Origin of the sequence: Psychrobacter sp. 1Y6, from assembly GCF_052258385.2 — a bacterium.
In the GTDB taxonomy this organism is placed as follows: domain Bacteria; phylum Pseudomonadota; class Gammaproteobacteria; order Pseudomonadales; family Moraxellaceae; genus Psychrobacter.
The window spans coordinates 2,769,551-2,794,175 of the sequence record NZ_JBQQEW020000001.1 but is presented as its reverse complement, the minus strand read 5'-3'; the positions used below and the strand labels follow the sequence as shown (position 1 = coordinate 2,794,175).

Annotated in this window: 19 protein-coding genes; 17 read left to right on the top strand and 2 right to left on the bottom strand. The window is 45.4% G+C overall.

Annotated elements, in window-relative coordinates; translation table 11 throughout:
• Positions 1-64 precede the first annotated feature (64 nt).
• From ACTXGF_RS25380 to ACTXGF_RS25355, 6 genes are all read left to right on the top strand, one after another.
• Complete coding sequence (locus ACTXGF_RS25380; RefSeq protein ID WP_443533489.1) at positions 65-1,018, top strand: ABC transporter substrate-binding protein; 954 nt, start codon at positions 65-67, stop codon at positions 1,016-1,018.
• Positions 1,019-1,454: 436 nt separating this feature from the next.
• Positions 1,455-2,189 (top strand): ABC transporter permease, encoded by a 735-nt coding sequence (locus ACTXGF_RS25375; protein WP_057758316.1) that lies wholly within the window; start codon positions 1,455-1,457, stop codon positions 2,187-2,189.
• Positions 2,190-2,201: 12 nt separating this feature from the next.
• Positions 2,202-2,927 carry an ABC transporter permease gene (locus ACTXGF_RS25370; RefSeq protein ID WP_443533491.1) on the top strand — a complete coding sequence of 242 codons (726 nt, stop codon included), beginning with the start codon at positions 2,202-2,204 and terminating at the stop codon, positions 2,925-2,927.
• Positions 2,928-3,077: 150 nt separating this feature from the next.
• Positions 3,078-3,794 carry a fumarylacetoacetate hydrolase family protein gene (locus ACTXGF_RS25365; protein ID WP_443533493.1) on the top strand — a complete coding sequence of 239 codons (717 nt, stop codon included), beginning with the start codon at positions 3,078-3,080 and terminating at the stop codon, positions 3,792-3,794.
• Positions 3,795-4,087: 293 nt separating this feature from the next.
• Entirely contained in the window at positions 4,088-6,304 is a 2,217-nt protein-coding gene (locus tag ACTXGF_RS25360) for a PhoX family protein (protein ID WP_443533495.1), read from the top strand.
• 236 nt (positions 6,305-6,540) lie between these two features.
• On the top strand, positions 6,541-8,034 hold the full coding sequence (locus ACTXGF_RS25355; protein WP_443533497.1) for an alpha/beta fold hydrolase: 1,494 nt from the start codon (positions 6,541-6,543) through the stop codon (positions 8,032-8,034).
• Positions 8,035-8,120: 86 nt separating this feature from the next.
• On the opposite strand, the gene hslO is transcribed toward ACTXGF_RS25355, so the two are convergent.
• A complete protein-coding gene (hslO, locus tag ACTXGF_RS25350; protein ID WP_443533499.1) occupies positions 8,121-9,101 on the bottom strand; it encodes an Hsp33 family molecular chaperone HslO in 981 nt (326 codons plus the stop codon).
• Between the two features lie 376 nt (positions 9,102-9,477).
• On the opposite strand from hslO, the gene ACTXGF_RS25345 reads away from it, so the two are divergent.
• The 11 genes from ACTXGF_RS25345 (at position 9,478) to ACTXGF_RS25295 (ending at position 23,737) form a co-directional block, all read left to right on the top strand.
• Positions 9,478-10,452 carry a glutamate/aspartate ABC transporter substrate-binding protein gene (locus ACTXGF_RS25345; protein ID WP_180958124.1) on the top strand — a complete coding sequence of 325 codons (975 nt, stop codon included), beginning with the start codon at positions 9,478-9,480 and terminating at the stop codon, positions 10,450-10,452.
• A gap of 97 nt (positions 10,453-10,549) precedes the next feature.
• Positions 10,550-11,296 carry an amino acid ABC transporter permease gene (locus ACTXGF_RS25340; protein WP_057758328.1) on the top strand — a complete coding sequence of 249 codons (747 nt, stop codon included), beginning with the start codon at positions 10,550-10,552 and terminating at the stop codon, positions 11,294-11,296.
• Positions 11,293-11,961 carry an ABC transporter permease subunit gene (locus ACTXGF_RS25335; RefSeq protein ID WP_101205580.1) on the top strand — a complete coding sequence of 223 codons (669 nt, stop codon included), beginning with the start codon at positions 11,293-11,295 and terminating at the stop codon, positions 11,959-11,961. Before ACTXGF_RS25340 ends, ACTXGF_RS25335 begins: the two co-directional genes overlap by 4 nt.
• A 186-nt stretch (positions 11,962-12,147) precedes the next feature.
• Entirely contained in the window at positions 12,148-12,879 is a 732-nt protein-coding gene (locus ACTXGF_RS25330) for an amino acid ABC transporter ATP-binding protein (RefSeq protein ID WP_057762314.1), read from the top strand.
• 242 nt (positions 12,880-13,121) lie between these two features.
• Positions 13,122-14,378 carry an FAD-dependent oxidoreductase gene (locus ACTXGF_RS25325; protein WP_443533500.1) on the top strand — a complete coding sequence of 419 codons (1,257 nt, stop codon included), beginning with the start codon at positions 13,122-13,124 and terminating at the stop codon, positions 14,376-14,378.
• Positions 14,379-14,748: 370 nt separating this feature from the next.
• Positions 14,749-16,524, top strand: a complete 1,776-nt coding sequence (locus ACTXGF_RS25320; protein ID WP_443533502.1) for an AMP-binding protein — start codon at positions 14,749-14,751, stop codon at positions 16,522-16,524.
• Positions 16,525-16,764: 240 nt separating this feature from the next.
• Positions 16,765-18,375 (top strand): carboxyl transferase domain-containing protein, encoded by a 1,611-nt coding sequence (locus ACTXGF_RS25315; protein WP_443533503.1) that lies wholly within the window; start codon positions 16,765-16,767, stop codon positions 18,373-18,375.
• 165 nt (positions 18,376-18,540) lie between these two features.
• Entirely contained in the window at positions 18,541-19,350 is an 810-nt protein-coding gene (locus ACTXGF_RS25310) for an enoyl-CoA hydratase/isomerase family protein (RefSeq protein WP_443533505.1), read from the top strand.
• 77 nt (positions 19,351-19,427) lie between these two features.
• Positions 19,428-21,527, top strand: a complete 2,100-nt coding sequence (locus ACTXGF_RS25305; RefSeq protein WP_443533507.1) for an acetyl/propionyl/methylcrotonyl-CoA carboxylase subunit alpha — start codon at positions 19,428-19,430, stop codon at positions 21,525-21,527.
• A gap of 59 nt (positions 21,528-21,586) precedes the next feature.
• Entirely contained in the window at positions 21,587-22,507 is a 921-nt protein-coding gene (locus ACTXGF_RS25300) for a hydroxymethylglutaryl-CoA lyase (RefSeq protein ID WP_443533509.1), read from the top strand.
• Positions 22,508-22,549: 42 nt separating this feature from the next.
• Positions 22,550-23,737: an isovaleryl-CoA dehydrogenase gene (locus ACTXGF_RS25295; protein WP_443533510.1), complete on the top strand. Its 1,188-nt coding sequence runs from the start codon at positions 22,550-22,552 to the stop codon at positions 23,735-23,737.
• Between the two features lie 122 nt (positions 23,738-23,859).
• On the opposite strand, the gene ACTXGF_RS25290 is transcribed toward ACTXGF_RS25295, so the two are convergent.
• Entirely contained in the window at positions 23,860-24,588 is a 729-nt protein-coding gene (locus ACTXGF_RS25290; protein ID WP_443533512.1) for a pantothenate kinase, read from the bottom strand.
• Positions 24,589-24,625 lie beyond the last annotated feature (37 nt).

The following is a 24,625-nucleotide window of genomic DNA, read 5'->3' as shown; positions in this document are numbered from 1 at the left end:
CTAGCAGTTTGACTGCTGTTGTTTGAAGACGTGTTGTTTACTCAACAAAAAACCAAGGATGATCATGAGCAACCATTGTGCCCCAATCTGTACCACGACTGGCAAATCTAACATTAATGTAGCCAGTCGCCTGTCTATGTCATTGCTTGCACTAGCGACGGCCTTTACCGTTGCTGGCTGTAGCAATAGCCAGGAGAGTACAGCTGATACTAATCCAGAGGCTACCGAAGCAACGGCAGCGTCTACAGGTGATGTATTGCGCATCGGTACAGAAGGGGCCTATGCACCTTTTAACTATACCAATGCCGATGGGACACTGGGTGGTTTTGATGTTGAGATAGCAAATGCACTCTGTGTGGATATGCAGGTTACCTGTGAGATTGTGGCGCAGGACTGGGACGGTATTATCCCTGGTCTAAAAGCGGGTAAGTACGATGCAATCGTGGCCGCGATGTCTGTTACTCCAGAGCGTTCGCAGCAGGTGAGCTTTACCGATCCGTACTTTAGCAATGCCTTGGTTTTTTTGGCCAAAAAAGACAGCAGCTTTGATCCTAGCAACAACAGCGATATCGACTCGCATTCTATTGCTGCACAGCGTTCAACTATCTCATCGCAGTGGCTAGAAGACACGTATCCAAAAGCCGATATGAAGCTTTATGATACGTTGAGCAATGCGTTTTTGGATCTCGGTTCAAACCGTGTCGATGCGATGATTTCTGATAAGCTGCCTGCGATAGAATGGCTGAGCTCAAATGCTGGTAGCAAATATGCGCTAAAAGGTGATGAGATCGATATTAATGATAACTTTGCGATAGCAGTACGCCCAGGCGATCCGCTACAAGCAAAGATCAATCAGTCTCTTGCCAATATAAAAGCTAATGGTACTTACGATAAAATCAATCAAAAGTACTTTGCGGTGCCAGCATCTGCAACGAGCACAGTTGATGAAGACGCAGATGCAAATATAGATGCAGATACAGATATTAGCGAGCAACCAGCGACAGAAAATGCTAGTTAATAGCTAACAGTAGTTAGATATAGCAGTCAAAAAATAGTGTTTTGATTAATAAAAGGATATCGCCATCATGGTGATGTCCTTTTTTATTTGTCGTTATAGCAACGAATATAGATAATAGCCGCCTATCAATTTTGCTCAAATTTAGTCGGCTTATTGTATGTCTCTAGAGGCAAGTGTCTGTTTAAGTACGGTTTAGGCGCAGCTTTTACGCGTCAGTATTAACATCACGGCGAGTGAATATGATAAAATCAGCGCTCATTTCTACTGTGTCAATTATCGCAGCGTTAATCGTATTCTTCTGACGTCATTTTTTGACGCCGACCATCCCTATTGATTTGGTATAAAATACGGTGTTTCGCCGCGTTCAGCTATTGATGCTGATTCTTTTAACTCATATTTTGCAAATTGCTAATATAAAGAGACTGAGTGGATAATCGTGTTTGACTTACAAGGATTTGGCGCGCTTTTATTGAGCGGCGCTACCGTCACCATACAGCTAGCTGTGACCAGTTTAATTATTGGTTTGGCTTTAGGCTTGCTCGGCGCAACCGCAAAGATGTCCAATATCTGGTTGCTGCGTAAACTTGCGACTGTCTATACTGCGACGATGCGCGGTATTCCTGAGCTGCTATTGGTGCTCTTTATTTACTATGGCGGCTCTATTTTATTGATGAGCATCCTCAAAAAGTTCGGCTATAACGACTATGTCGAAATTAGCGCTTTTTGGGGTGGTGTCATGGCACTGTCTATTGCTTTTGGTGCGTATGCGACTGAGATTTTTCGCATGTCCATTCAAGAGATTCCAGTAGGGCAGCGAGAGGCTGCGCAAGCGATTGGTATGCGTCCTTTTCAGACTTTTTATCGCATCACTTTGCCGCAAGTGTGGCAGATTGCTTTACCAGGTTTGGGTAATTTATTTCTGGTACTGCTCAAAGATACCGCATTGGTATCGGTCGTGGGTCTCAAAGACATCATGTATCAGTCATCGCGTGCGGCACAGTCTACACAGCAGCCATTTACCTTTTATATGGCAGCAGCGATTATTTATTTGGGTCTGACCATGTTGATTACGGGCTTTATGATGTGGCTTGAGTGGCGCGCCAATCCTGCGGCACGCTATGCCAAAAAGATAAGCCGTCAATCCACTCACAGTCAATCGACCATAGGGTAGAGGAGAGATACTATGGATTGGAATTGGCAGGTCATTTTTGACCATATCCCTGATTTACTAGGCGGCGCGGTATTGACCGTACAGCTGGTTTTGTTTTCAGGTGTGATTGGATTGCTGTTTGGTTTGGTTTTGGCGTTATTACGACTGTCTAAGAATTGGGTGGTACAGATACTACCATTCCTGTATATCTTCTTTTTCCGTGGTACGCCGCTGCTGGTACAGATATTCCTGATTTATTATGGTTTAGGTCAATTTGAGGCCGTACGCGAGTCGTTCTTGTGGGAGCCGGTACTTAGCCAAGCATATTGGTGTGCCATCATCGCCTTTACCCTCAATACCAGTGCTTATCTGGCAGAGATTATACGCGGTGCGATTCAGACGATTCCGATTGGAGAGCTTGAAGCGGCTGATGCGCTTGGCATGTCAAAATGGCAAAAGCTAACACGGGTTACGCTACCGCGCGCATTTGGTATTGTGATTCCAGCATACAGTAACGAAGTTATCTTTATGCTAAAGGGTAGTGCGCTCGCTTCGACTATTGCATTGATGGATATCACAGGTGTTGCTCGTACGATTAGTGCGCGTACCTATACCTTGATGGAGCTATTCTTTGCCGCTGGTATCATCTATCTATTGCTGTCGTGGGTCATTTTGTTTAGCTTTAGAATGTTTGAAAAACGTATGAACCGTCATGCCAGTTATGTACCGCCAGATGTCGTGACCAATACGATTCCATAGTTAGCAGTTAGCAGTTAGCAGTTAGCAGTTAGCAGTTAGCAGTTAGCAGTTAGCAGTTAGCAGTTAGCAACTAAAAGTCGTCAAAGTCACTGTAGACAATATAGTATGGACTGCTGATAAAATAGCCATCATTTACAGGGAGAGTTTAGTATGAGCCAATCGCCACACGAGTCATTAGCGAACGCCATTGCAGCCGGTGTCAGTGCCGAGCAGGGCGCTATCAATCATAATGAAAGATTACGTACTTCTATTGGTAAAGTCGTCTGTGTTGGTCGCAACTATGCGGCACATGCAGCGGAGTTGGGCAATGAAGTACCAACCACGCCGATACTGTTTATGAAACCTGCGTCTTCAGTGGTTTCTATCCGTGGTGATGTGGTTCGCCCAAGTCCAGAGTTATTTGGCGAGACTCACTACGAGGCCGAGCTATGTATTCAGCTATCAGCTGATTTATCTATGGCGACGATTGAGCAAGCTCAGCAAGCGATTGGTGGCGTGACACTAGGACTAGATTTGACCTTGCGTGATTTGCAAAGCAAGCTAAAGGAAAAAGGTCATCCATGGGAGCGTGCTAAGTGTTTTGATGGAGCTTGCGTCCTTGCTGATTGGCTCGACCCACAAGCGTTTGGCAATCTGCAGAGTGTACAGTATCAGCTGTTTATCAATGACAAGTTAACGCAAGATGGCGATAGTGCCTTAATGCTATTTCCTGTCTACGAATTGCTGGTCAATATCAGTCATGCCTTTAGCTTGCAAGCGGGTGATGTGATTATGACTGGTACGCCAAGTGGCGTTGGTGTGTTGCAAGCAGGCGATCAGCTTAAACTAAAACTGGGTGCTCATGAGTGGGTATCACAAGTACAGTAAGCTTTTCTGCCATAACAGACGCATATTAAAAGCCCCGAGCAATTGCTTGGGGTTTTTGCTTTTAAGCCTTTATATTTATTTTTTTGATTTGCTAACTGCAAAACAATTCTATCTTCAGATTATTCTATTTCTAAATCATTAGCATGGTCGATTGTCATCAGTTTGTCACCTATTGTTCAGCGTGCTGTCATAAAGGTTGAGTAGACTTAAGCGGAATTCGTATTTTTGTGGTCGTAATTATAAAGCCGCGATCAACTCTCTGCCAATCTAGCCTAATAGCAAGGTGACTGATAATGACATTATTGAACAATGAGCGAACGCTTGCCCACGAAGTGGTTGAAGACTCAAATCCTACTAATAATACTGACTTTCAGACGATTATCAATCGTCGATTGAACCGCCGTAGTATCCTAAAAGGTGGCACAGGGTTGACGGCTGCTGCGTTTTTTGGCGCATTACCTTTGGTCGGTTGTAGTGAAGACGACGATAGCAGTATTGTTGGTAATGACGATAATGCCGCTATCCCTGCACAAGGTGATTTGAAGCGTCCTGATACCCTAAAGTTTGAAGCAGTCGCGCATTCAACAGCTGATACGATGACCGTAGCAGCAGGCTACAAGGCAGAGATGATATTACCACTTGGTACGCCGCTAAACTCTGGTATCGAAGACTGGAAAGACAATCGTGAGCAATCAGCAGAGTCATTTGAATGGCGTATGGGTGACAACCATGATGGGATGTGGTTCTTTGGCAAAAGCGGTAACGCTTACGATGCCAAAGCGTCAGAAAACAGCTTGCTAGTCATGAATCATGAATACGTCAATAGCAGTGAGCTTAGCCCATTTGGCTATTACGTTACTCAAGACAATGATGCTGCGCCTATCTTTCAAAACCGCCGTCTCGCAAGCGACGTCCGCCGTGAAGTCAACTGTCATGGTGTCTCGGTGGTTGAGTTAACTCGCCGCGCAGATGGTATGGGTTATGAGATGGTACCTGATTCTAAATACAATCGCCGTATCACTAGTAGTACAACAGCGCAATTGGCTGGCCCTGTGGCAGGCTCTGCTCTGGTCAAGACCAAGTTTGATCCGACAGGCTATCAGACTCGCGGTATCAACAACAACTGCGGCGCAGGTCTGTCACCTTGGGGTACTTATCTGACTACCGAAGAGAACTTCTTAGGTGTGTTTGCCCGTGGACAAGATGCCAGCCAATTGAGCGCTGGTGATAACTATGCGCGCGAGCGCTACGGTGCGGTGGAGGACTTCCCAGGTTGGGAGTATTTATGGCATACCCCAGAGGCAAAGGATGCCAAGATAGCAGACGAGTTCTCACGTTGGGATATGACCGCAGTCGGTGCCAGTGCTGCGGAAGATTATCGCTATGGCTTCAACACTTTTGGTTATATTACTGAGATTGACCCATTTGACCAAAACTCTATACCGCAAAAACGTACCGCACTGGGCCGGTTCGCTCATGAAAACTGCGCGTATGCTCCTGTTGAGCAAGGTAAGCCAGTGGTGTTCTATATGGGTGATGATGCCCGAGGTGAGTACATTTATAAGTTTGTCTCCAAAGCGATGTGGTCAAACTCGGACATCGGCGGCGGACTACAAGCAGGTGACAAATATCTGAATGACGGCACGCTATACGTGGCGGTATTTAACGAAGACGGTAGCGGCGAGTGGAAAGCACTCGTCCATGGTCAAAATGGACTGGATGCTTTTAATAGTGTACTGCCATTCAATGGACAAGATGAAGTATTGGTCTTTGCCCGTGCAGCTGCCGATGCCGCTGGTGCTACTAAGATGGATCGACCTGAATGGGTATCGGTCAGCCCTATGACGGGTGATGTCTATGTGACGTTGACCAATAATAAATATCGTGGCGTACGTGACGACCAGCCTGTCTCAGCTTCCAATCCGCGTAGCTATCAATCAAGCGGAAAAGCGCTTGGTAATGACAATGGTCACATTATTCGCTGGGCAGAAGCGGGCGGCGACCATGCCGCAACGAGCTTCGAATGGGATATCTATCTGTTTGGTGCACCAAGTGATTTATCAGCAGAAAACTTATCTCAGCTAAATGACAATAATGACTTCTCTTCACCTGATGGGCTATATTTCGACCCACGCGGTGTCTTGTGGATTCAGACAGACGACGGCGCTTACACCGATACCAGTAGCTGTATGTTGCTTGCGGCTCTACCGGGTAAGGTCAGTGATGGGTCGATGACGACCACATCGGCAGGGCAGTCAACCCGAGTCGGCACATCAGCTAGCAATGACAATATCAAACGATTCTTTGTCGGTCCTGAAGGATGCGAAGTAACAGGTATCACCATGGCACCAGATTTTAAGACGCTGTTTATCAACATCCAGCATCCTGGTAACACATGGGGCGCTGTCGCTGGCGGTAGTATTCCTCGCTCAGCGACTGTGATGATTACTCGCGAAGATGGTGATGTCATACTGGCAGAATCATTTGATACGGCTGATAGCACGACATAGATAGATAAGCTATAGGCGGATAATAGAAACAACCAAAATGCTCACGACCATAAAAATCCCAAGTTAAGGCTTGGGATTTTTTATTGTCATATTGATTTGATGGTTAAATAGACCGTCTATCAGTAATCTGGCTCTGCTAATCGTCATCCCGCCCTAAAGTCAAACCATTCACTTCTATTTGCTGCCGTTACAGGATAATATAGACCATTACTTTTTTCGCTGAATGTGCAAATATTATGAGCAGTCCAAAGGTGTTTTATAACGACGGTGTTAGTGACAGCGACGCTCAAAATGATAGCAGCTATACTCGTACTCATCATGAGCTCGATGCGCATTTTGTCCCCGATGCGAGTGTACCGCTACACAGTCATCTATACGAGCAAATCGACCAACTCGAAGCCATCGATATGGATGAACTGGTCAAGCTACTAGCAGATTCGGATGACAGTGATGAAATCAACAAAACACCTGTGTCTTTGGCTGATTTTTTTGAAGGATTGGCCCAGCTTGCCACTATGGGTGTGGTTGAGGTTACAGAAATCGTAGAAGCCATTCACCGTGAAGTTATCTTGCGTCCGCTAGGCCGCTTCAATGACAAACATTTAAATAAATGGTCGCGCGGATTTACTGGACGTATCTATGGCACGATACGTCATGTGATGCAAATGGTCGGTAATAATCTAGCGTCTGTACTACGCATATACAAAAACCTGATTCTCCAAAAGTCAGTGCAGCCACTACCGGATTCACTAAAAAAACTGGTCAATGTGCTCAATGGTGTCATGGGTGATCATCTGGTCAACAACCAAAATGCGCTCGCCATTCCGATGATGCTATACACTCAAGACGGCAAACCACAGAATGAAGTGCTATCAGGCCGTATCGTTATTTTGTGCCATGGTCTATGTATGAGTCATTTAAGCTGGCAAGCCCAAGTGGATAATGATTTAGGTGAGGCCATTCATATCAGCCAGCCTGATACCACGGTGCTGTATTTGGATTACAATACAGGTCGCCGTATCTCACGTAGCGGCCGTAAGTTCTCTCAGTTGCTACAAGCGCTGGTCGATGACAACCCAGATATCAGTCAGATAGATCTGGTTGGACATAGTATGGGCGGTTTGGTCTCTCGCAGTGCACTGTTCTATGGTGAGCAAGATCGCCTAGACTGGATCAAGCGCGTGGGAAACCTTATCACGCTAGGTTCGCCGCATCATGGGGCAGTGCTTGAGCGTATCGGTAACTATGTGCAAGACATCATTGCCAAGCTGCCGTTTGCAGGCTCACTGGCCAAGCTCGGTGATATGCGCAGTGCCGGTATTATCGATCTACGTCATGGCAGTATTCGTGATGCAGATTGGAAAGCATTAGAAGGACGTAGCGTCCTACCACAAGACTTTCGCCATCCTGCACGCTTGCCAAGTGGTATAAAAACTTACTTTGTCGCTAGTGCCTTGCTTGAGACGCATTATGATTCTAAAGTGACGGATCTGCTAGGAGACAGTTTGGTATCGGTAGCTTCAGCCTTAGGTGAAGATGACGCTGAGCATGCTTTGTTTGTGCCAGATGGTCATAAAGCAGTGTTTTATGGTGTCAATCATATGAACTTAATCCATAGTAGACGAGTGCGCGAGCAGGTGGTTGAATGGCTGCTAGATAATGGTCGCAGTGACTATGCTGGACGTCCGCGCATACATTCTTATCCTAGAAGTTTGGATGTGGCGGTGTAGTGATTTAATGTGAAAAACAAAAACCCTCAAGCATGACGCTTGAGGGTTTTTTTATAAAAACTGATTTATAGCAAGTAAGAAAAAACTTACTCAGCAAATATTGCTGCTACATCATTTTTGTTGAACTTATAGACTTCACCGCAGAATCCGCAATCCATCTCAAATGTACCGCCTTGCTCTTCGACGATATCTAACGCTTCCGCTTCGCCGATTTGTTCGATTGCCATCTCGCACTTCTCGCGTGAGCAAGTGCAGCCAAATGATAGAGGGGCAGGCTCAGGGGCAACAATGTTTTCTTCGTGATACAAGCGATAGAGTATTTCGTTAGCATCCAGTGTCGTTAGTTCTTCTGGTTTGACCGTACGCGTCAATACAGACAAACGCGTCCATAAATCATCGTCGATACCCGCATCTTGATTTTGCTCGACTTCAGACGTTTCTTCAGCAGTACGCGGTAGCATTTGTACCAAGATACCACCAGCTTGCAGGCCATCAGATGCTAAGTTAATCAACGTTGGAATCTGGGCTGATTGCTTTTGATAATGCGCTAAGCAGTCTGCTAGATTGTCATGGCTACGCTCAACGATACCTTGGTATGGCTCACCGCCATCAGGCTGAATATTGATAAACAATACGCCTTGTCCCATCGCACCAAGCTCAGCAAAGGCTTCTTTGGCATGGGTCATATTGTCCCACGCTTGTACTTGCTCGTCTGTTTCGCCTTTCCAGCTAGCAAGTGCACGAATGATACCGTCTTGATCGCATTCTGCCATTGCCCAGTTTAGTAAGCTGTCACTGTCTGATGATTGCAACTGAATAGATAGGCGACCATTGATTTTGACCGTACTGATTAGCAAACTCGCTGCGGTCAGCATCTCACCCAATAAGCGTTTGATGGCTTCAGGGTAGGGCTTTTGCGCAATCGTACTCGCGTAGCTGCGTGATAGGCGTACCACATCACCGCGCACGGGAGAGTCTTCAACAAAGAAACGTTGGCGAATGTCGTTGCTGCCATGGTTGCCAGTAGTTTGGCTGTCCGTATTTGGGACTTGGATATCTTGAGTCATAAGTCATTTGTAGTATAGAGAAGTTGTTTGCTTTATGGGGATTACTGCCGATTTATCAATCTCACTTAGTAGACTGTTTTGACGATTATGAGCAGTAAAGGTTAATAACGAGCTTAAAAAACAGAGCAGCTATTTTTACAAAGCTCTGAGTAGATAGCCGCTATAAGCCAACATTTTATAGCCAGAATATAAATATATTCATAAATATGACCTCTCTCAAAAAAAATTCACCCTCTACTGCAAATTTGTTGTACAGTAACATTAAGTTGCATTGTGATAAACAACAGCAACAACCGTACGGATGCGGGGCAGTCGGGTCAATCAGACCTATGTCGTCCAAGCACTCACTCAATCTTGCGATAAAAGGATGTATTTCATGACATACTCATTTTCCAAACCGTTGACTTTAGCTGCTGTTATGGCATTAGGCTTAGCGGGATGTAATAACAGCAGCCAGACCAGCACTGATGCGCCAGCAGATGATGCAGCGACGACAGAAACCACGACCAATGGTACGCTACAGAAAATCAAAGATTCTGGCACCATCGTCGTCGGTCACCGTGATTCCTCTATTCCTTTTTCTTATATCGCTGATGATCCTAATCAGCCGATTGGCTATGCACACGACTTGGAAATGAAAGTGGTTGAAGCAGTTAAGCAAAAGCTAAATATGCCAGATCTTAACGTTCGCTATAACCTAATCACTTCGCAAACTCGTATCCCATTGGTACAAAACGGCACGGTAGATTTTGAGTGTGGCTCAACCACCAATAACGAAGAACGTCAAAAGCAAGTCGCATTCTCAAACGGTTTCTTTGAAATTGGTACGCGTCTGTTGACCAAAAAAGATTCCGGTATTCAAGATTTTGAAGACCTAAAAGGTAAAACTCTGGTAACGACAGCAGGCACGACTTCAGAGCGTTATATCCGTCAGTATAATGATGATAATAAAATGGATACCAATATCATCTCAGCAAAAGATCATGGCGAAGGCTTCCTAATGCTAGAAAATGGCCGCGCTGATGCCTTTATGATGGATGATGTATTGCTCGCGGGCGAAAAAGCCAAAGCAAAAAATCCTGATGAGTGGGTAATCGTCGGTACGCCGCAATCGTTTGAAATCTATGGTTGTATGATGCGTAAGGATGATCCTGAATTCAAAGCTGTGGTCGATGAAGCACTTGCTAATGTCTTTAGCTCAGGCGAAATCAATAGCATTTATGACAAGTGGTTCTTGAACCCAATCCCACCAAAGAACGTCAATCTAAACTTTGAGATGTCTGACAACTTAAAGGCCTTGATTGCCAATCCGCATGACAGCGCTCAGCCTAAAGAAGCAGCAGCGCAGTAACGCTCATTGTCCCTCAACATAGCTTGCCTATACGTTCAGATAACCAGTAATTTTATTTGACGTATAGGCTTATCAATCGTTGCTCGGAGAGACAACCATGAATTATAGCTGGAACTGGGGTGTGCTCTTTGAGCAGACTGGTATTGGCAACGAGCTCTATATCCATTGGATGATCACTGGTCTTGGCTGGCTGCTATTGATTGGCAGTATTGCATGGGCTATCGCGATGGTCGTCGGTACCATCTTCGGTATCATGCGTACCTTGCCCAACAAAACCGCTCGTGCAATCGGTACGGCTTATGTGACATTTTTTCGTAATATTCCACTGCTTGTTCAACTGTTCTTTTGGTTTTATATCGCCCCTGGCTGGCTCACGCCGACGATACAAGAATGGTGGTATAAGGACTTGTCTCCGAATACCTCAGCCATGTTATCAGCCAGTATTGGTCTTGGCTTATTTACCGCTGCTCGTATCGTTGAGCAGGTACGGACAGGTATTGAGTCATTACCAGATGGACAAATCAATGCGGCCTACGCATTAGGGTTTAGCATTCCACAAGTCTATAAAGAAGTTCTGCTACCGCAAGCATTTCGTATTATCTTGCCACCGCTCAGCTCTGAACTGACTAACTGCTTCAAAAACGCCTCTGTGGCCTCGCTTGTGGGGGTAATGGAGCTGATTAGCCAAACCAAAACCATCAGCGAATACACTCAAAATAGTATCGAGATATATACTTACGCGACGATTATTTATTTGGTTTTCAATTTATCCTTAATCGCTATTATGGGATTGATTGAACGTAAATTGCGTGTGCCTGGGCTTATTGCGGGAGGTCAGAAATGAATATGACCGAATTGGCAACAGCCTATCCTGGTTTGATGGGTGGCATGCTTACCACTTTAAAAGTACTGTTTTTGGCTATTTTGGGCGGTATCAGTTTAGGAACTGTACTGGCATTGATGCGCTTGTCAGGTATCAAAGCGCTTGAAATCCCAGCTAAACTATACGTCAATTACTTTCGCTCCGTGCCGCTGCTATTGGTACTGCTATGGTTTTATTTTGCCGTACCGATGATTTATCTTTGGGTAGCGGGTAAGTACCTGCAACTCGATGCTGCATTTGCCTCTTGTGTGGTCGCATTTATGATGTTTGAGGCGGCTTACTTCTCAGAAGTAGTGCGTGCTGGTATTCAGTCGATTGGTAGCGGGCAGGTCAATGCAGCCAAAGCGCTCGGTATGACTTATGGGCAGACCATGCGTCTGGTCATCTTGCCACAAGCCTTTCGTAAGATGCTGCCACTGATTTTGCAGCAATGTATTATTTTATTCCAAGATACGACACTGGTATTTGCCATTGGCTTGACCGACTTTTTCCGCGCAGCCTATGTACGCGGTGAGCTAATGGGATTACTCACGCCTTATATCCTAGGTGCTGGTGCTGTCTATTTTGTGATTAGCTTAAGTGCTTCTATTGGCGTGCAACAATTACAGAAGCGTTTGCGGTTTTAATTGAGCGTATTTTAATAGAGCTATCGCTTGCGCTTTTGAGTGTTGAGAGCTTGGATGTTTGATTTACCTTTTTTAAATAATGTTTATCGAAAATAATGTGGTTAGGAGCCAGTGATGAGCAATGCTGATACGTACTTAAATGCCTTTGGCGGGCTGGTTACCAATAGTGGTCATGCTAGTGATGAGATGGTCATTGAGATATCTAATGTCAGTAAATGGTATGGAGACTTTCAAGTACTGACTGACTGTACGGCGCATGTACATAAAGGTGATGTCGTTGTTGTTTGTGGTCCATCGGGCAGTGGTAAATCAACTTTGATTAAGACAGTGAATGGACTTGAGCCTTTTCAAAAAGGTGACATCATGGTTAATGGTATTTCTGTCGGTGACCCAAAGACTAATCTACCTAAGTTACGCAGCCGTGTCGGCATGGTGTTTCAGCATTTTGAGTTGTTTCCACATTTGACTATTATTGATAATTTGACTGTGGCACAAATCAAAGTGTTGGGCCGTAAAGAGTCTGAGGCCAAACAAAAAGCAATGGCCTATCTCGACCGTGTTGGCCTAACGGTACAAGCGGCAAAATATCCAGCGGAGCTCTCTGGTGGTCAGCAGCAGCGTGTTGCGATTGCACGAGCGTTGGCCATGGATCCAGTCGCAATGCTGTTTGATGAACCAACCTCTGCGCTTGATCCTGAGATGATTCAAGAGGTGCTAGACGTAATGGTCGAGCTGACTCGTGATGGTATGACTATGATGTGCGTGACGCATGAGATGGGCTTTGCCAGTCAGGTGGCCAATCGTATTATCTTTATGGATGAAGGGCATATCGTAGAAAACTGTAGTAAGGATGAGTTTTTTGAAGGGGCAAAAAGTGACCGTGCGCAGATGTTCTTATCGAAGATTTTAAATCATTAAAACTATCGACCTTACTTATATTAATCTTTGAAATCATAATCAATTCTGATAAAAAGCGTCTCATTAGCAGGCGCTTTTTTGTGGGAGTTGATTTATACCTTTAGTGTAGGTGCTTACGTACAATTAAATACTGATATGCATGAGTACATTGCTAGATAGGTGAGTGAATGGCTGTTTACTGATACAATAGCGGTCAATATTTTTGATAATTAAAATAATTCATAAACCATATTGGAGTTTATATGAGCGTAGAAAATCCATCTGTAGCAACGAGCACAGTAGCAAAAAAAGGTGTCGTTATTATTGGTGCAGGACTGGCAGGCTGGCATGTCATTGATGCCATTCGTGCCAAAGATACAGAGATTCCAATTACCCTAATCACGGCTGATAGTGGCGACCGTTATCATAAGCCGATGTTGACGATGGCAATCAGCCAAAACAAAAGAGCGTCAGACTTAGTACGGGCATCTGGTAGCGAAGCGGCGAACACAGCAGAAGTAACGTTGCTAGCCAATACGCAAGTGACAGATATCGATCCAGTGAGCCAAACTGTACAGGTGCGCTCTACTGCACAGTCAGATGACACACTGACGACTATCGGCTATGAGAAAATGGTACTAGCGATGGGCGCGCATCCTATCTTCCCTAAAAGTCTGCCACAAGATTTGGTCTGGCATGTCAATCATATTGAGCGTTTTAGTCAGCTACAAGAAAAGCTAGCAACAGGTAGCCAGCACGTTGCGATCGTCGGTGCTGGTATGGTAGGTACAGAAATCGCAGAAGACCTGCTTAAAGCTGGTCATAAAGTAACGCTTATTGATCTAAACGATGCACCGCTTTCACAGATGCTACCAGCCAAAGCGACCGCACGTATAGCCAAAGCGATCGAGTCGCAGGGTATTCAATTCTTAGGTGGTTATCAAGTATCAGCTGTCACTCGTGTTAATGACGATGACAATAATAATGACAGCGAAGATGGCGAGAAGCTACAAGTAGATTATGCACCGTTATCATCAGATGCAGACAATACTGATACTCAGCCACTCGAACCACTGATTGTAGATCATGTGATTGCCAGTACAGGTCTGACAGTCGATGAGCAATTACCTGCGGCGGCTGGTGTAGAGTTCGATCGCCGTACGGGTATAGTGGTAGATGCAGCGACATTGCGTACCAATGCAGCGAATATCTATGCCATCGGCGACTGTATGTCTATCAACGGGGTGGCTTGTCGGTATGTTGCGCCATTACGCGCGCAGGCTGCGACTATCGCTGATGATATCTTAGGTCATGAGCATAGTGGCTATGATCATAAGCCACCAATGATTCGCCTCAAGAACAAAGCCATCTCTGTGATGGTGACGGGTGTACCGCAAGCAGCAGGCAATTGGCAAGTAAAGACTGAAAGCGATGATGAGCTAATCATGGATTTGCTCGATGATAATGAAGCCGTTAGCGCAACAGTAACGATTAAAGCGCCTGCAGTTCCTAAAGCATAACGATTGCAATACCGTTTTTTGAAAAACTAATAAAAGCACATCATTTATAAGTGATGTCCTTTATTAGATGCTTTCCAGAGGACTTAGTTAAACGACAGTATTGATGATTGAGCCAGCCCATTTCTTATGATGTGGCTGGCTTTTTTGTGTCAAATATTTGCCATGATTCTATGCTACCTTTTACTAAGTAGAAAGGCAGACTGTCTAATTAAATGATACATACTGTATTGATATTGTTGACAGGCTTTCATTGATGGCGTTATAGTAGCTGAATGCTATGTAAGACCTGCCCAAGGAAGAAGGTTTGCACGCAGGCTATTAATAAGTGCTATTTATAAATAATATAAAAAGTAAAACGAAAGGACTCGTTATGACTCAAACTCCTGATTTCGATTCGACTCGCGTTGACTTCGATACTATTTTAAACAACATTCCTAGTATCAATATGGGCGCACGCTCAGCCAATGCACCACTTACTCAAAGCTATGATAAAGGTCCTGATGTACCGCTGATTGAAGCGACAATTGGTGACTTTTTTGATGCTATCGTCTCCAAATATCCTGAGCGCGAAGCACTGGTCGTCCGTCATCAAAATATCCGCTGGACATATCGTGAGCTACAGCAGCAAGTAAATCAGCTAGCCAGTAGTATGATTGAGATGGGACTAGAGATTGGTGATCGTATCGGCATTTGGTCACACAACAATGCTGAGTGGTTGCTCATGCAGTTGGCCACGGCAAAAGTCGGCGTTATCCTCGTTAATATCAATCCTGCCTACCGCACCTTTGAGTTGCAATATGCCTTAAATAAACTGGGCTGCTCAGCGCTCGTACTGATGCGTCATTTCAAAACCAGTGACTATGCCAGTTTAATCCGTGAGCTGTGTCCTGAGATTTACCACAAAGACTACACTCAGCTTGATTTGGTCGAGATTCCGACGATTGAACGCATTATCTGGATTGATGAGCCAGAGTCAGACGAGACTTTTGGTTTTATGCAAAAATTCTCTGCGTGGATGAACGAGGGCGATGCCAACGATCCCCGTGTTGCCGAGCGCCAAGCCCAGCTTAAAAACACCGATGCTATCAATGTACAGTTCACCAGTGGCACGACAGGTACACCAAAAGGTGCCACCTTAAGCCATCGCAATATCTTAAATAATGGCTACTTTATCGGTGAGGCCATGAACCTTACTGAAGAGGATAGGCTGTGTATTCCAGTACCTTTGTATCATTGCTTTGGTATGGTGCTTGGTAATCTAGCGATTCTCACGCATGGCGGTTGTATCGTATATCCAAACGATGGCTTTGAGCCGTTGACGGTATTGCAAGCAGTAGAAGAAGAGAAATGTACAGGTCTACATGGTGTGCCAACGATGTTTATCGCCGAGCTTGACCATCCTGAATTTGAAAACTTTGATCTGTCTACCTTGCGTACGGGTATCATGGCTGGGTCTAGCTGTCCGATTGAGGTCATGCGCCGCGTCATTGATAAGATGCATATGAGCGAAGTCACTATTGCCTATGGCATGACAGAGACCAGTCCAGTATCTTGTCAGACCAATGAGCACACGCCACTTGATAAACAAGTATCAACGGTAGGACTGGTACAGCCTGCGCTTGAGGTCAAGGTCGTCGATACAGAAACAGGTGAAATTGTCCCGCTGGGTGAGACAGGTGAGTTGCTTACGCGTGGCTATTCAGTGATGAAAGGCTACTGGGGCAGCCGCTTTAAAACGCGTGAGGCGATCCAAGATGGGTGGATGCATACGGGTGACTTGGCCACAATGGATGAAGACGGCTATGTCAAAATCGTCGGCCGTAGTAAAGACATGGTGATTCGCGGCGGCGAAAATATCTATCCGGTAGAAATTGAAAATTATCTCTATCGTCATCCAAAGATTCGTGATGTACAAATCGTGGGTATACCAGATGAACGTTATGGTGAAGTGCTGGCAGCGTGGATTATTCCGAAAGAGCCTGGCTGCTTGACTGAACAGGAAGTACGCGAGTTCTGTAGCGAGCATATCGCTCATTATAAAGTGCCGACTTACTATCGATTTGTGACTGAATATCCAATGACCATCACTGGAAAAATTCAAAAATATAAAATCATTGAGCAAATGAAAGAAGAGTTGGGTTTGTAGTAAGCTTACTTATCTGCTCTAAAAAACAAAAGACTAACCATATTCATTTCACTATAAAAGTATTACAGCGTTAACCTCGCTTGAAGTATCACACATACATCTGCACTCGGTTGCCTTGTACTACTTTTAAATTGAATCGACTATATGTGAGCAAGGCTTAAAAATAGCAGTTAGTATCATTTATATAAAAAGCTACTCACATCTACGTATCTATCTATGTATAAGAAAAAAAGGGATATCATGAGCGCTATCATAACCAGTAAACTGAGTCCAAACTCAAGCGATTTTCAGCAAAACAGTGCCGCGATGCAAGAGATAGTCGATGACCTGTATGTACACTTGCGTAAAGTTGCCCAAGGTGGCTCAGAGCGCGCACGAGCCAAGCATCTAGCGCGTGGTAAGCTGTTACCACGTGAGCGCGTCGAGCGTTTGCTTGATGTAGGCACGCCGTTTCTAGAAGTGGCGCCGATGGCTGCACATGATATGTATGGCGAAGAGATTCCGGCAGCTGGCGTGATTGCAGGTATTGGCCGTATCAATGGCATCGAATGTATGATTATCTGTAATGATGCCACGGTAAAAGGCGGTACGTACTACCCAATGACGGTCAAAAAGCATCTACGTGCGCAAGAGATTGCACAAGAAAATCATCTGCCGTGCGTTTATCTGGTTGATTCAGGTGGTGCTAATTTACCGAACCAAGATGATGTGTTCCCTGATAAAGAGCATTTCGGCCGTATCTTCTTTAATCAAGCAAATCTGAGTGCGGCAGGCATTCCACAGATTGCTGTGGTCATGGGTAGCTGTACGGCTGGCGGTGCCTATGTGCCTGCCATGAGCGATGAGTCTATTATCGTCAAAGAGCAAGGTACTATCTTTTTGGGTGGTCCGCCACTGGTAAAAGCAGCGACGGGCGAAGAGGTCACCGCAGAAGACTTGGGCGGTGGTGATGTACATACTAGACTGTCGGGCGTGGTTGATCATCTAGCGCAGAATGATACGCACGCGTTATCGATTGCGCGTAATATCATCAGTCACCTAAATCGCCCTGCAAAAAATATTCCTAACCAAGTCACACCGCGTCCGCCGCGTTATGATGCCAAAGAGCTATACGGTGTGATTCCAACAGACAAGCGCAAGCCATTTGATATCAGAGAAATCATCGCCCGTATCGTTGATGACAGTGCCTTTGATGAGTTTAAATCGCGCTTTGGTACGACGTTGGTCTGTGGATTTGCTCATATCGAAGGGATGCCTGTTGGTATTATTGCCAATAACGGTATCTTATTCAGTGAATCAGCGCAAAAAGGCACGCATTTCATTGAATTGTGCTGTAAACGCAAAATCCCATTAGTGTTCCTGCAGAACATTACTGGCTTTATGGTTGGCCGTAAATACGAGAACGAAGGTATCGCTCGTCATGGTGCCAAGATGGTAATGGCAGTGGCCAATGCAAAAGTGCCAAAGTTCACCGTTATCGTCGGTGGCTCGTTCGGCGCTGGTAATTACGGTATGTGTGGCCGCGCTTATAGCCCGCGTTTCTTATGGATGTGGCCAAATGCCCGTATCTCTGTCATGGGCGGCGAGCAAGCTGCATCAGTACTGGCAACGGTCAAACGTGATAACTTTGATCGCAAAGGCGAAGCGTGGAGTGATGAGGACGAAGCCGCATTTAAAGCGCCGATTCGCGAAATGTACGAAGAGCAAGGTCATCCTTACTATGCTACCGCACGTATGTGGGATGACGGCGTAATTGATCCTGCTGACACCCGTAATGTATTGGCTTTAGGTCTAAGCGCTGCATATAACGCGCCGATTGAAGAGACGACATTTGGGGTCTTTAGAATGTAAGCGTTCTAAGGTCTTCTCATAATAAGCGACTACTGCGTTAACCTTATTTGAAGTACGATTGGTACATCTACGCTTAGTCTTTGTACTTGGTTTTCTTGTATTAACATTATTATGGATTGACCAAGAGTTTGTTTAAGTATTTACATAAAAAATATAGAGAAAGTTATGCAAAAAGACAGTGATAAAAATTATAAAAGCCTACTGGTTAAAGTGGAGCAACACGTTGCTACAGTGACCTTAAATCGTCCTGAGATACGTAATGCCTTTAACGATGAAATGATTGCTGAGCTAACCGATGCTTTTAGTACGCTTGGTGCTGATGATGAGGTACGTGTTATTGTGCTAGCAGCAGCTGGCAAGGCATTTTGCGCAGGTGCTGACCTCAATTGGATGCGTGCCATGGCGGATTATAGCTATGAAGAGAATCTAGCGGATGCTGATAAATTGGCGCAAATGCTTAAGACTATTTATGAATGTCCTAAGCCAACAGTTGCGGCTATTCAAGGTGATGTATACGCAGGTGGCATGGGTTTAGTTGCTGCTTGCGACGTAGCCATTGCGGTCAAAATTGCTAATTTCTGCCTCAGCGAAGTCCGTTTAGGGTTGGCACCTGCCACTATCAGTCCTTATGTTATCCGAGCGTTAGGCGCTAGAGCATCGCAGCGTTATTTCTTAAGTGCTGAAGTATTTGATGCCAAAAAGGCGCGTCAGCTTGGCTTTATCCATGAGCGTGTTAGCGAAGAGTGGCTAAGCGATGAAGTGGCTGCGTTCTGTAACAAGGTCGTCAAAAATAGCCCTGACGCAGTCAAAACCTGCAAACAGCTACTACATGATGTCGCTGGTGCGCCTATTACAGATGAGCTGATTGCCGACACGATCAAAGGTATCGCTGATATCCGCTCATCAAAGCAAGGCCGCGAGGGGGTGCAAGCGTTTTTGCAAAAGCGTAAACCTGATTGGCTAATGGCAGACTAACTAGTAGTAGAAAAATGATAGGCAAATGGGCAAATAGACAAGACGTCAAATAATAACGACAAGACACAGGGATAGTTATGTTTTCTAAAATTCTAATCGCCAACCGTGGTGAAATTGCTTGCCGAGTGGCCGCGACTGCTAAGCGTCTTGGCGTCAGTACCGTTGCTGTTTATTCCGATGCGGATCGTGAGGCCAAACATGTAGCTGTCTGTGATGAAGCTATCTATTTAGGCGGTTCGGCACCGAAAGACAGTTATCTAAAAGGCGATGCTATTATTGCGATAGCGCTTGAGACTGGCGCCCAAGCAATCCATCCAGGATATGGGTTTTTGAGTGAAAATGCTGATTTTGCACAGGCTTGCCAAGATGCTGGCTTGGTGTTTATTGGCCCATCGGCGGATGCTATCCGTGCTATGGGCGGCAAGTCTGAGTCTAAGCGCTTGATGGAATCGGCTGGCGTGCCGCTGATACCGGGCTATCATGGTGATAACCAAGACGCACAGTTTTTGCAACAGCAGGCAGATGACATTGGCTATCCTGTCTTGATTAAAGCCAGTGCAGGTGGCGGCGGTAAAGGCATGCGTATCGTTGAAAAAAGCAGCGATTTTATTGACCTGCTAGATTCATGTCGCCGAGAAGCGATTACCAGTTTTGGCAATGATCAAGTATTGGTCGAAAAATATGCGCTAAAACCACGTCATATCGAAATTCAAGTATTCGGTGATACGCATGGTAATTATGTGCACCTGTTTGAGCGTGATTGCTCAGTACAGCGTCGCCATCAAAAAGTACTAGAAGAAGCGCCCGCACCAGGTGTCGATACTGCCATGCGTGAAGCGATGGGCACAGCGGCAATCGAAGCAGCACGTGCGGTCGATTACGTGGGTGCAGGTACGGTTGAATTCATCGTTGAGCAGCGCGAAGACTCTATGAATTTTTATTTCATGGAAATGAATACGCGCTTGCAGGTTGAGCATCCCGTTAGTGAAGCGATTACTGGTGTCGATTTGGTCGAGTGGCAGCTGTTGGTTGCAGCGGGTCAGCCATTACCAAAAACACAAGATGATTTGGCTATCAACGGTCATGCAATTGAAGCGCGTATCTGTGCTGAAAACCCTGACAACAATTTCTTGCCAGCGACTGGGACTTTATTCACTTATCAAAAGCCTGAGCATAGTACCTTCAATATTACCGATGTGCGTATCGATGATGGCGTACGTGAGGGTGATGTGATCAGTCCTTTTTACGATTCTATGATTGCCAAGCTTATCGTCCATGCTCCTACGCGCGAGCAAGCGTTGGCGAGACTAGATCGTGCATTGGCACAGACGCGTATCGTTGGTCTACCAAACAACGTGGCATTTTTGCGTTATATTTTAAATACCGATTCATTTAGCAAAGCCAATCTTGATACGGCCTTGATAGAGCGTGAGCAGGATAAGCTTTTTGACCAGCATCCTCTCGGATTATCGACGCTTGTGGTGACCGCTATTGCGCAGCAGCTTGCGAGTGAAGCGACCACGCAGGGCTCAGATCCATTCAACAAGCCGACGGGTTTCCGTGCTTATAGTGATTATACTCGTTCATTTAGCTTGGTTTATGATGAGCAAGCCTACAGCGCTCGCATCAGTAATTGGCATAATGCGAGTGGTGCTGATAGCAAAAAAGGCGGTGATAGTCTCAGTAGTTTTACGCTTGTCATTGGTCAAGAAATTGCGAATACGCAGGATGATAGCAATATCAATGTGGCTGCTCAGACCGAAACGGTTTATGAAGGTCAGATCAGCTATGATAGCAGTGATGCGCACAATCATACCTTATGGTTAGAGGGTGCACGTATCAGTGCCCAAAGCTGGGTGAATAATGAGACAGTCTATGTATTCACGGATAGTGGACGCGATGAAATTACGCTTATTGATATCATGGCACATGTGGGTGAAGACACAGCAGCGGTTGGCAGTTTAAAGTCACCAATGCCAGGACAAGTAGTTGCATTCAAAGTAGCTGTTGGCGATACTGTAAAAAAAGGCGAGCCACTTGCCGTCATCGAAGCCATGAAAATTGAACACACGATTACCGCACCAACAGATGGTGTGGTAGCAGAGCTATTATTTGCAGCAGGTGATTTGGTCGCTGATGGTGATGAGCTACTGCGCATCGATAGTGAAAGCGCATAGCTAACGAAGCCTAATAAGAAAGCCTCATCAAAGCGCAAATAACAAAAAGGACGACAAGTATGAGCCATTCGTATCCAAGCCATGTCACCATCGTTGATGTCAGTCCACGTGATGGACTACAAAACGAATCAGTGACAGTGCCGACTGAGGTTAAGCAAACGCTCATTAATGATTTAATCGCGGCGGGTGTCAAAAAACTAGAAGCGACAAGTTTTGTTTCACCAAAGTGGGTGCCACAAATGGGCGATAACAGCGCGTTACTGGATGCGCTTGCGCCAACGCGGCAGACGGACGTTTGCTACTCAGTACTGGTACCCAATATGCGCGGCTTTGACAATGCGATTGCCTACCGCCCTGATGAAATCGTCATCTTTGGCTCAGCCAGCGAAACCTTTAGCCAAAAAAATATCAACTGTAGTATCGATGAAAGTATTGAACGTTTTGCACCAGTGGCTGCGGCAGCAAAAGCACAAGGCATAAAGGTACGTGGCGTGATTTCTTGTACGGTTGGCTGTCCTTATGAAGGTGAGATTGACCCCAGTCAAGTAGCGTATGTCACCAAGCGATTGATTGAGATCGGTTCAGAGCAGATTGGCATTGCCGATACGATCGGTGTAGGTACGCCGCTCAAAGTACAACGAGCGTTGCAAGCTGCACTTGAGTATGCTGATATCTCTATGCTATCGGGTCATTTTCATGATACTTATGGTCAAGCATTGAGCAATACTTTGGCTGCATTACAAATGGGTGTGAGTGAGTTTGATACCTCTGTCGCGGGCCTCGGTGGTTGTCCCTATGCCAAAGGTGCAACGGGCAATGTCGCCACCGAAGATGTGGTGTATATGCTGCATGGCATGGGTATCAGCACGGGTATCAATCTGGATAAATTGGTTGTGGCAGGTGAACGTATCAGCGAGTTCTTAAAGCGTCCGAATGGCTCAAATGTGGCGCGTGCCATCATTAATAAACGTCAATCTTAAAAAATTATCGTAAAAATTAAATACTAAAAACAAGGAATGGTTATGAGTTTACCTGGATTGAATTTTCAACTTGGCGAAGATATTGACGCCCTACGTGATGTCGTACAGCAATTTGCAGCAAACGAGATCGCTCCACGTGCTGCTGAGATTGATAGCAGTGATGAATTCCCAATGGATCTATGGCAAAAAATGGGTGACCTCGGTCTACATGGCATTACCGTTCCTGAAGAGTACGGCGGCTCTAACATGGGCTACGTCGCACATATGGTTGCGATGGAAGAGATTAGCCGTGCTTCGGCATCGGTAGCACTGAGCTATGGCGCACATTCTAATCTATGTATTAACCAAATCAAACGTAATGGCTCTGAAGAACAAAAGCAGAAATATCTGCCAAAACTAATCAACGGTGAATTCATCGGTGCATTGGCAATGAGTGAGACAGGCGCTGGCTCAGATGTGGTAAGTATGAAGCTAAAAGCAGAAGAAAAAGACGGTAGCTATATTTTGAACGGTAGCAAGATGTGGATCACCAATGGCCCTGATGCGGACGTGATGGTGGTCTATGCCAAGACCAATCCTGAAATGGGTGCAAAAGGCATGACGGCCTTTATCGTTGAAAAAGGCATGGAAGGCTTTGGTACCGCACAAAAGCTAGATAAGCTCGGCATGCGCGGTAGCCATACTGGTGAGATGACTTTTAATAATGTAAAAGTACCAAGCGAAAATATCTTGGGTGGTCTCAGTGAAGGCGTCAAGGTGCTGATGAGCGGTCTAGATTACGAGCGCGCTGTATTGGCCGCAGGCCCTATCGGTATTATGCAAGCAGTGATGGACAATGTCGTGCCTTATATACACGACCGTAAACAGTTTGGTCAAGCGATTGGTGAGTTCCAGCTTATTCAAGGTAAAGTTGCGGACATGTATACGATACTACAAGCCGGTCGTAGTTTCTTATACACCGTTGGTAAAAACCTCGATATGTTGGACGCGCGCGGTGCCGGTCATAGTCGAGAAGTACGTAAAGATTGCGCCAGTGTGATTCTATGGTGTGCCGAAAAAGCTACGTGGATGGCAGGCGAAGGTATTCAAATATTTGGTGGCAACGGCTATACCAACGAGTATCCACTCGGTCGCTACTGGCGTGATGCCAAGCTGTATGAAATTGGCGCAGGTACCAGTGAAATCCGCCGTATGCTAGTCGGTCGTGAGCTGTTTAACGAGACCAAATAGGAAAGTATTGGGGAAATAGCTAGCATACGTTAGCTATTTTTTGATAATAAAATAAAAAAGCAGCACGTTCAAAACGTGCTGCTTTTTTCATGTCAACGTCAAACCGAATTATCTATAAGCGGTTAAGACTTATTGCGATAATCAAAGTATCTTGCCAAACCATTTAGTAATAAATCATCACGTAAGCGCACTGGGCGATTAACATGCTGGGAGATAATGGGTGCATCACCACCTGTCATAATCAATTCAAAATTAGGGTGACGATGGCTAATCTCATTAATCGCGCCGACGATAGAGAGCAAAATACCGCGATGTACCGCGTCTTGAGTGGTCAAGCCTTGGTTGACGCTATCAAAAGTACCGTTCGAGATAGTGATTTGCTTAGTACCAGAGAACAGTGATTCACGTTGCAGGTAGATGCTGGGAAAGATATAACCACCCAAATGCTCAGCATGATCAATCAAATCAATGGTCACTGCTGTACCGCAACCAATCACACATTGACGTTTTTTCTTATCGACCGCACCGAGCATCTGTAGCCAACGATCACAGCCGAGCTGCTGATCATTGTAAGCACTTTTCATCAGCGCATGTGCTGCATCGACATGGACAAACTCAAACGGAATATTCAAACGACTGAGTGTCTCTGATACTTTGGCATTGAGATTGTCACCCAATACTGATGAGATACCAATAAAGTCAGGCGCATAACGCTCAAAACGATCTGTCAGACCCATAAGTAGTTCGGCAGGCGCTTGCAAATGCTGCTTAGCATCATGCGCGACTATTTGTCCGATATCATCGGTTAGCCAGTATTTTAGGCGGGTATTTCCAAGATCAAGCCAGAGCATAAAAGTCCCTTTATATAGTGCTCGTTAATGATGGTGT

What these genes read in the sequence shown, in the direction of transcription:
- ACTXGF_RS25315 (WP_443533503.1), top strand. Translation starts at nt 16,765, where the DNA reads ATGAGCGCTATCATAACCAGTAAACTGAGTCCAAACTCAAGCGATTTT.
- ACTXGF_RS25290 (WP_443533512.1), bottom strand. Translation starts at nt 24,588, where the DNA reads ATGCTCTGGCTTGATCTTGGAAATACCCGCCTAAAATACTGGCTAACC.
- ACTXGF_RS25360 (WP_443533495.1), top strand. Translation starts at nt 4,088, where the DNA reads ATGACATTATTGAACAATGAGCGAACGCTTGCCCACGAAGTGGTTGAA.
- ACTXGF_RS25295 (WP_443533510.1), top strand. Translation starts at nt 22,550, where the DNA reads ATGAGTTTACCTGGATTGAATTTTCAACTTGGCGAAGATATTGACGCC.
- ACTXGF_RS25305 (WP_443533507.1), top strand. Translation starts at nt 19,428, where the DNA reads ATGTTTTCTAAAATTCTAATCGCCAACCGTGGTGAAATTGCTTGCCGA.
- ACTXGF_RS25300 (WP_443533509.1), top strand. Translation starts at nt 21,587, where the DNA reads ATGAGCCATTCGTATCCAAGCCATGTCACCATCGTTGATGTCAGTCCA.
- ACTXGF_RS25325 (WP_443533500.1), top strand. Translation starts at nt 13,122, where the DNA reads ATGAGCGTAGAAAATCCATCTGTAGCAACGAGCACAGTAGCAAAAAAA.
- ACTXGF_RS25310 (WP_443533505.1), top strand. Translation starts at nt 18,541, where the DNA reads ATGCAAAAAGACAGTGATAAAAATTATAAAAGCCTACTGGTTAAAGTG.
- ACTXGF_RS25320 (WP_443533502.1), top strand. Translation starts at nt 14,749, where the DNA reads ATGACTCAAACTCCTGATTTCGATTCGACTCGCGTTGACTTCGATACT.
- ACTXGF_RS25335 (WP_101205580.1), top strand. Translation starts at nt 11,293, where the DNA reads ATGAATATGACCGAATTGGCAACAGCCTATCCTGGTTTGATGGGTGGC.
- ACTXGF_RS25370 (WP_443533491.1), top strand. Translation starts at nt 2,202, where the DNA reads ATGGATTGGAATTGGCAGGTCATTTTTGACCATATCCCTGATTTACTA.
- ACTXGF_RS25345 (WP_180958124.1), top strand. Translation starts at nt 9,478, where the DNA reads ATGACATACTCATTTTCCAAACCGTTGACTTTAGCTGCTGTTATGGCA.
- ACTXGF_RS25380 (WP_443533489.1), top strand. Translation starts at nt 65, where the DNA reads ATGAGCAACCATTGTGCCCCAATCTGTACCACGACTGGCAAATCTAAC.
- ACTXGF_RS25340 (WP_057758328.1), top strand. Translation starts at nt 10,550, where the DNA reads ATGAATTATAGCTGGAACTGGGGTGTGCTCTTTGAGCAGACTGGTATT.
- ACTXGF_RS25330 (WP_057762314.1), top strand. Translation starts at nt 12,148, where the DNA reads ATGGTCATTGAGATATCTAATGTCAGTAAATGGTATGGAGACTTTCAA.
- ACTXGF_RS25365 (WP_443533493.1), top strand. Translation starts at nt 3,078, where the DNA reads ATGAGCCAATCGCCACACGAGTCATTAGCGAACGCCATTGCAGCCGGT.
- ACTXGF_RS25355 (WP_443533497.1), top strand. Translation starts at nt 6,541, where the DNA reads ATGAGCAGTCCAAAGGTGTTTTATAACGACGGTGTTAGTGACAGCGAC.
- hslO (WP_443533499.1), bottom strand. Translation starts at nt 9,101, where the DNA reads ATGACTCAAGATATCCAAGTCCCAAATACGGACAGCCAAACTACTGGC.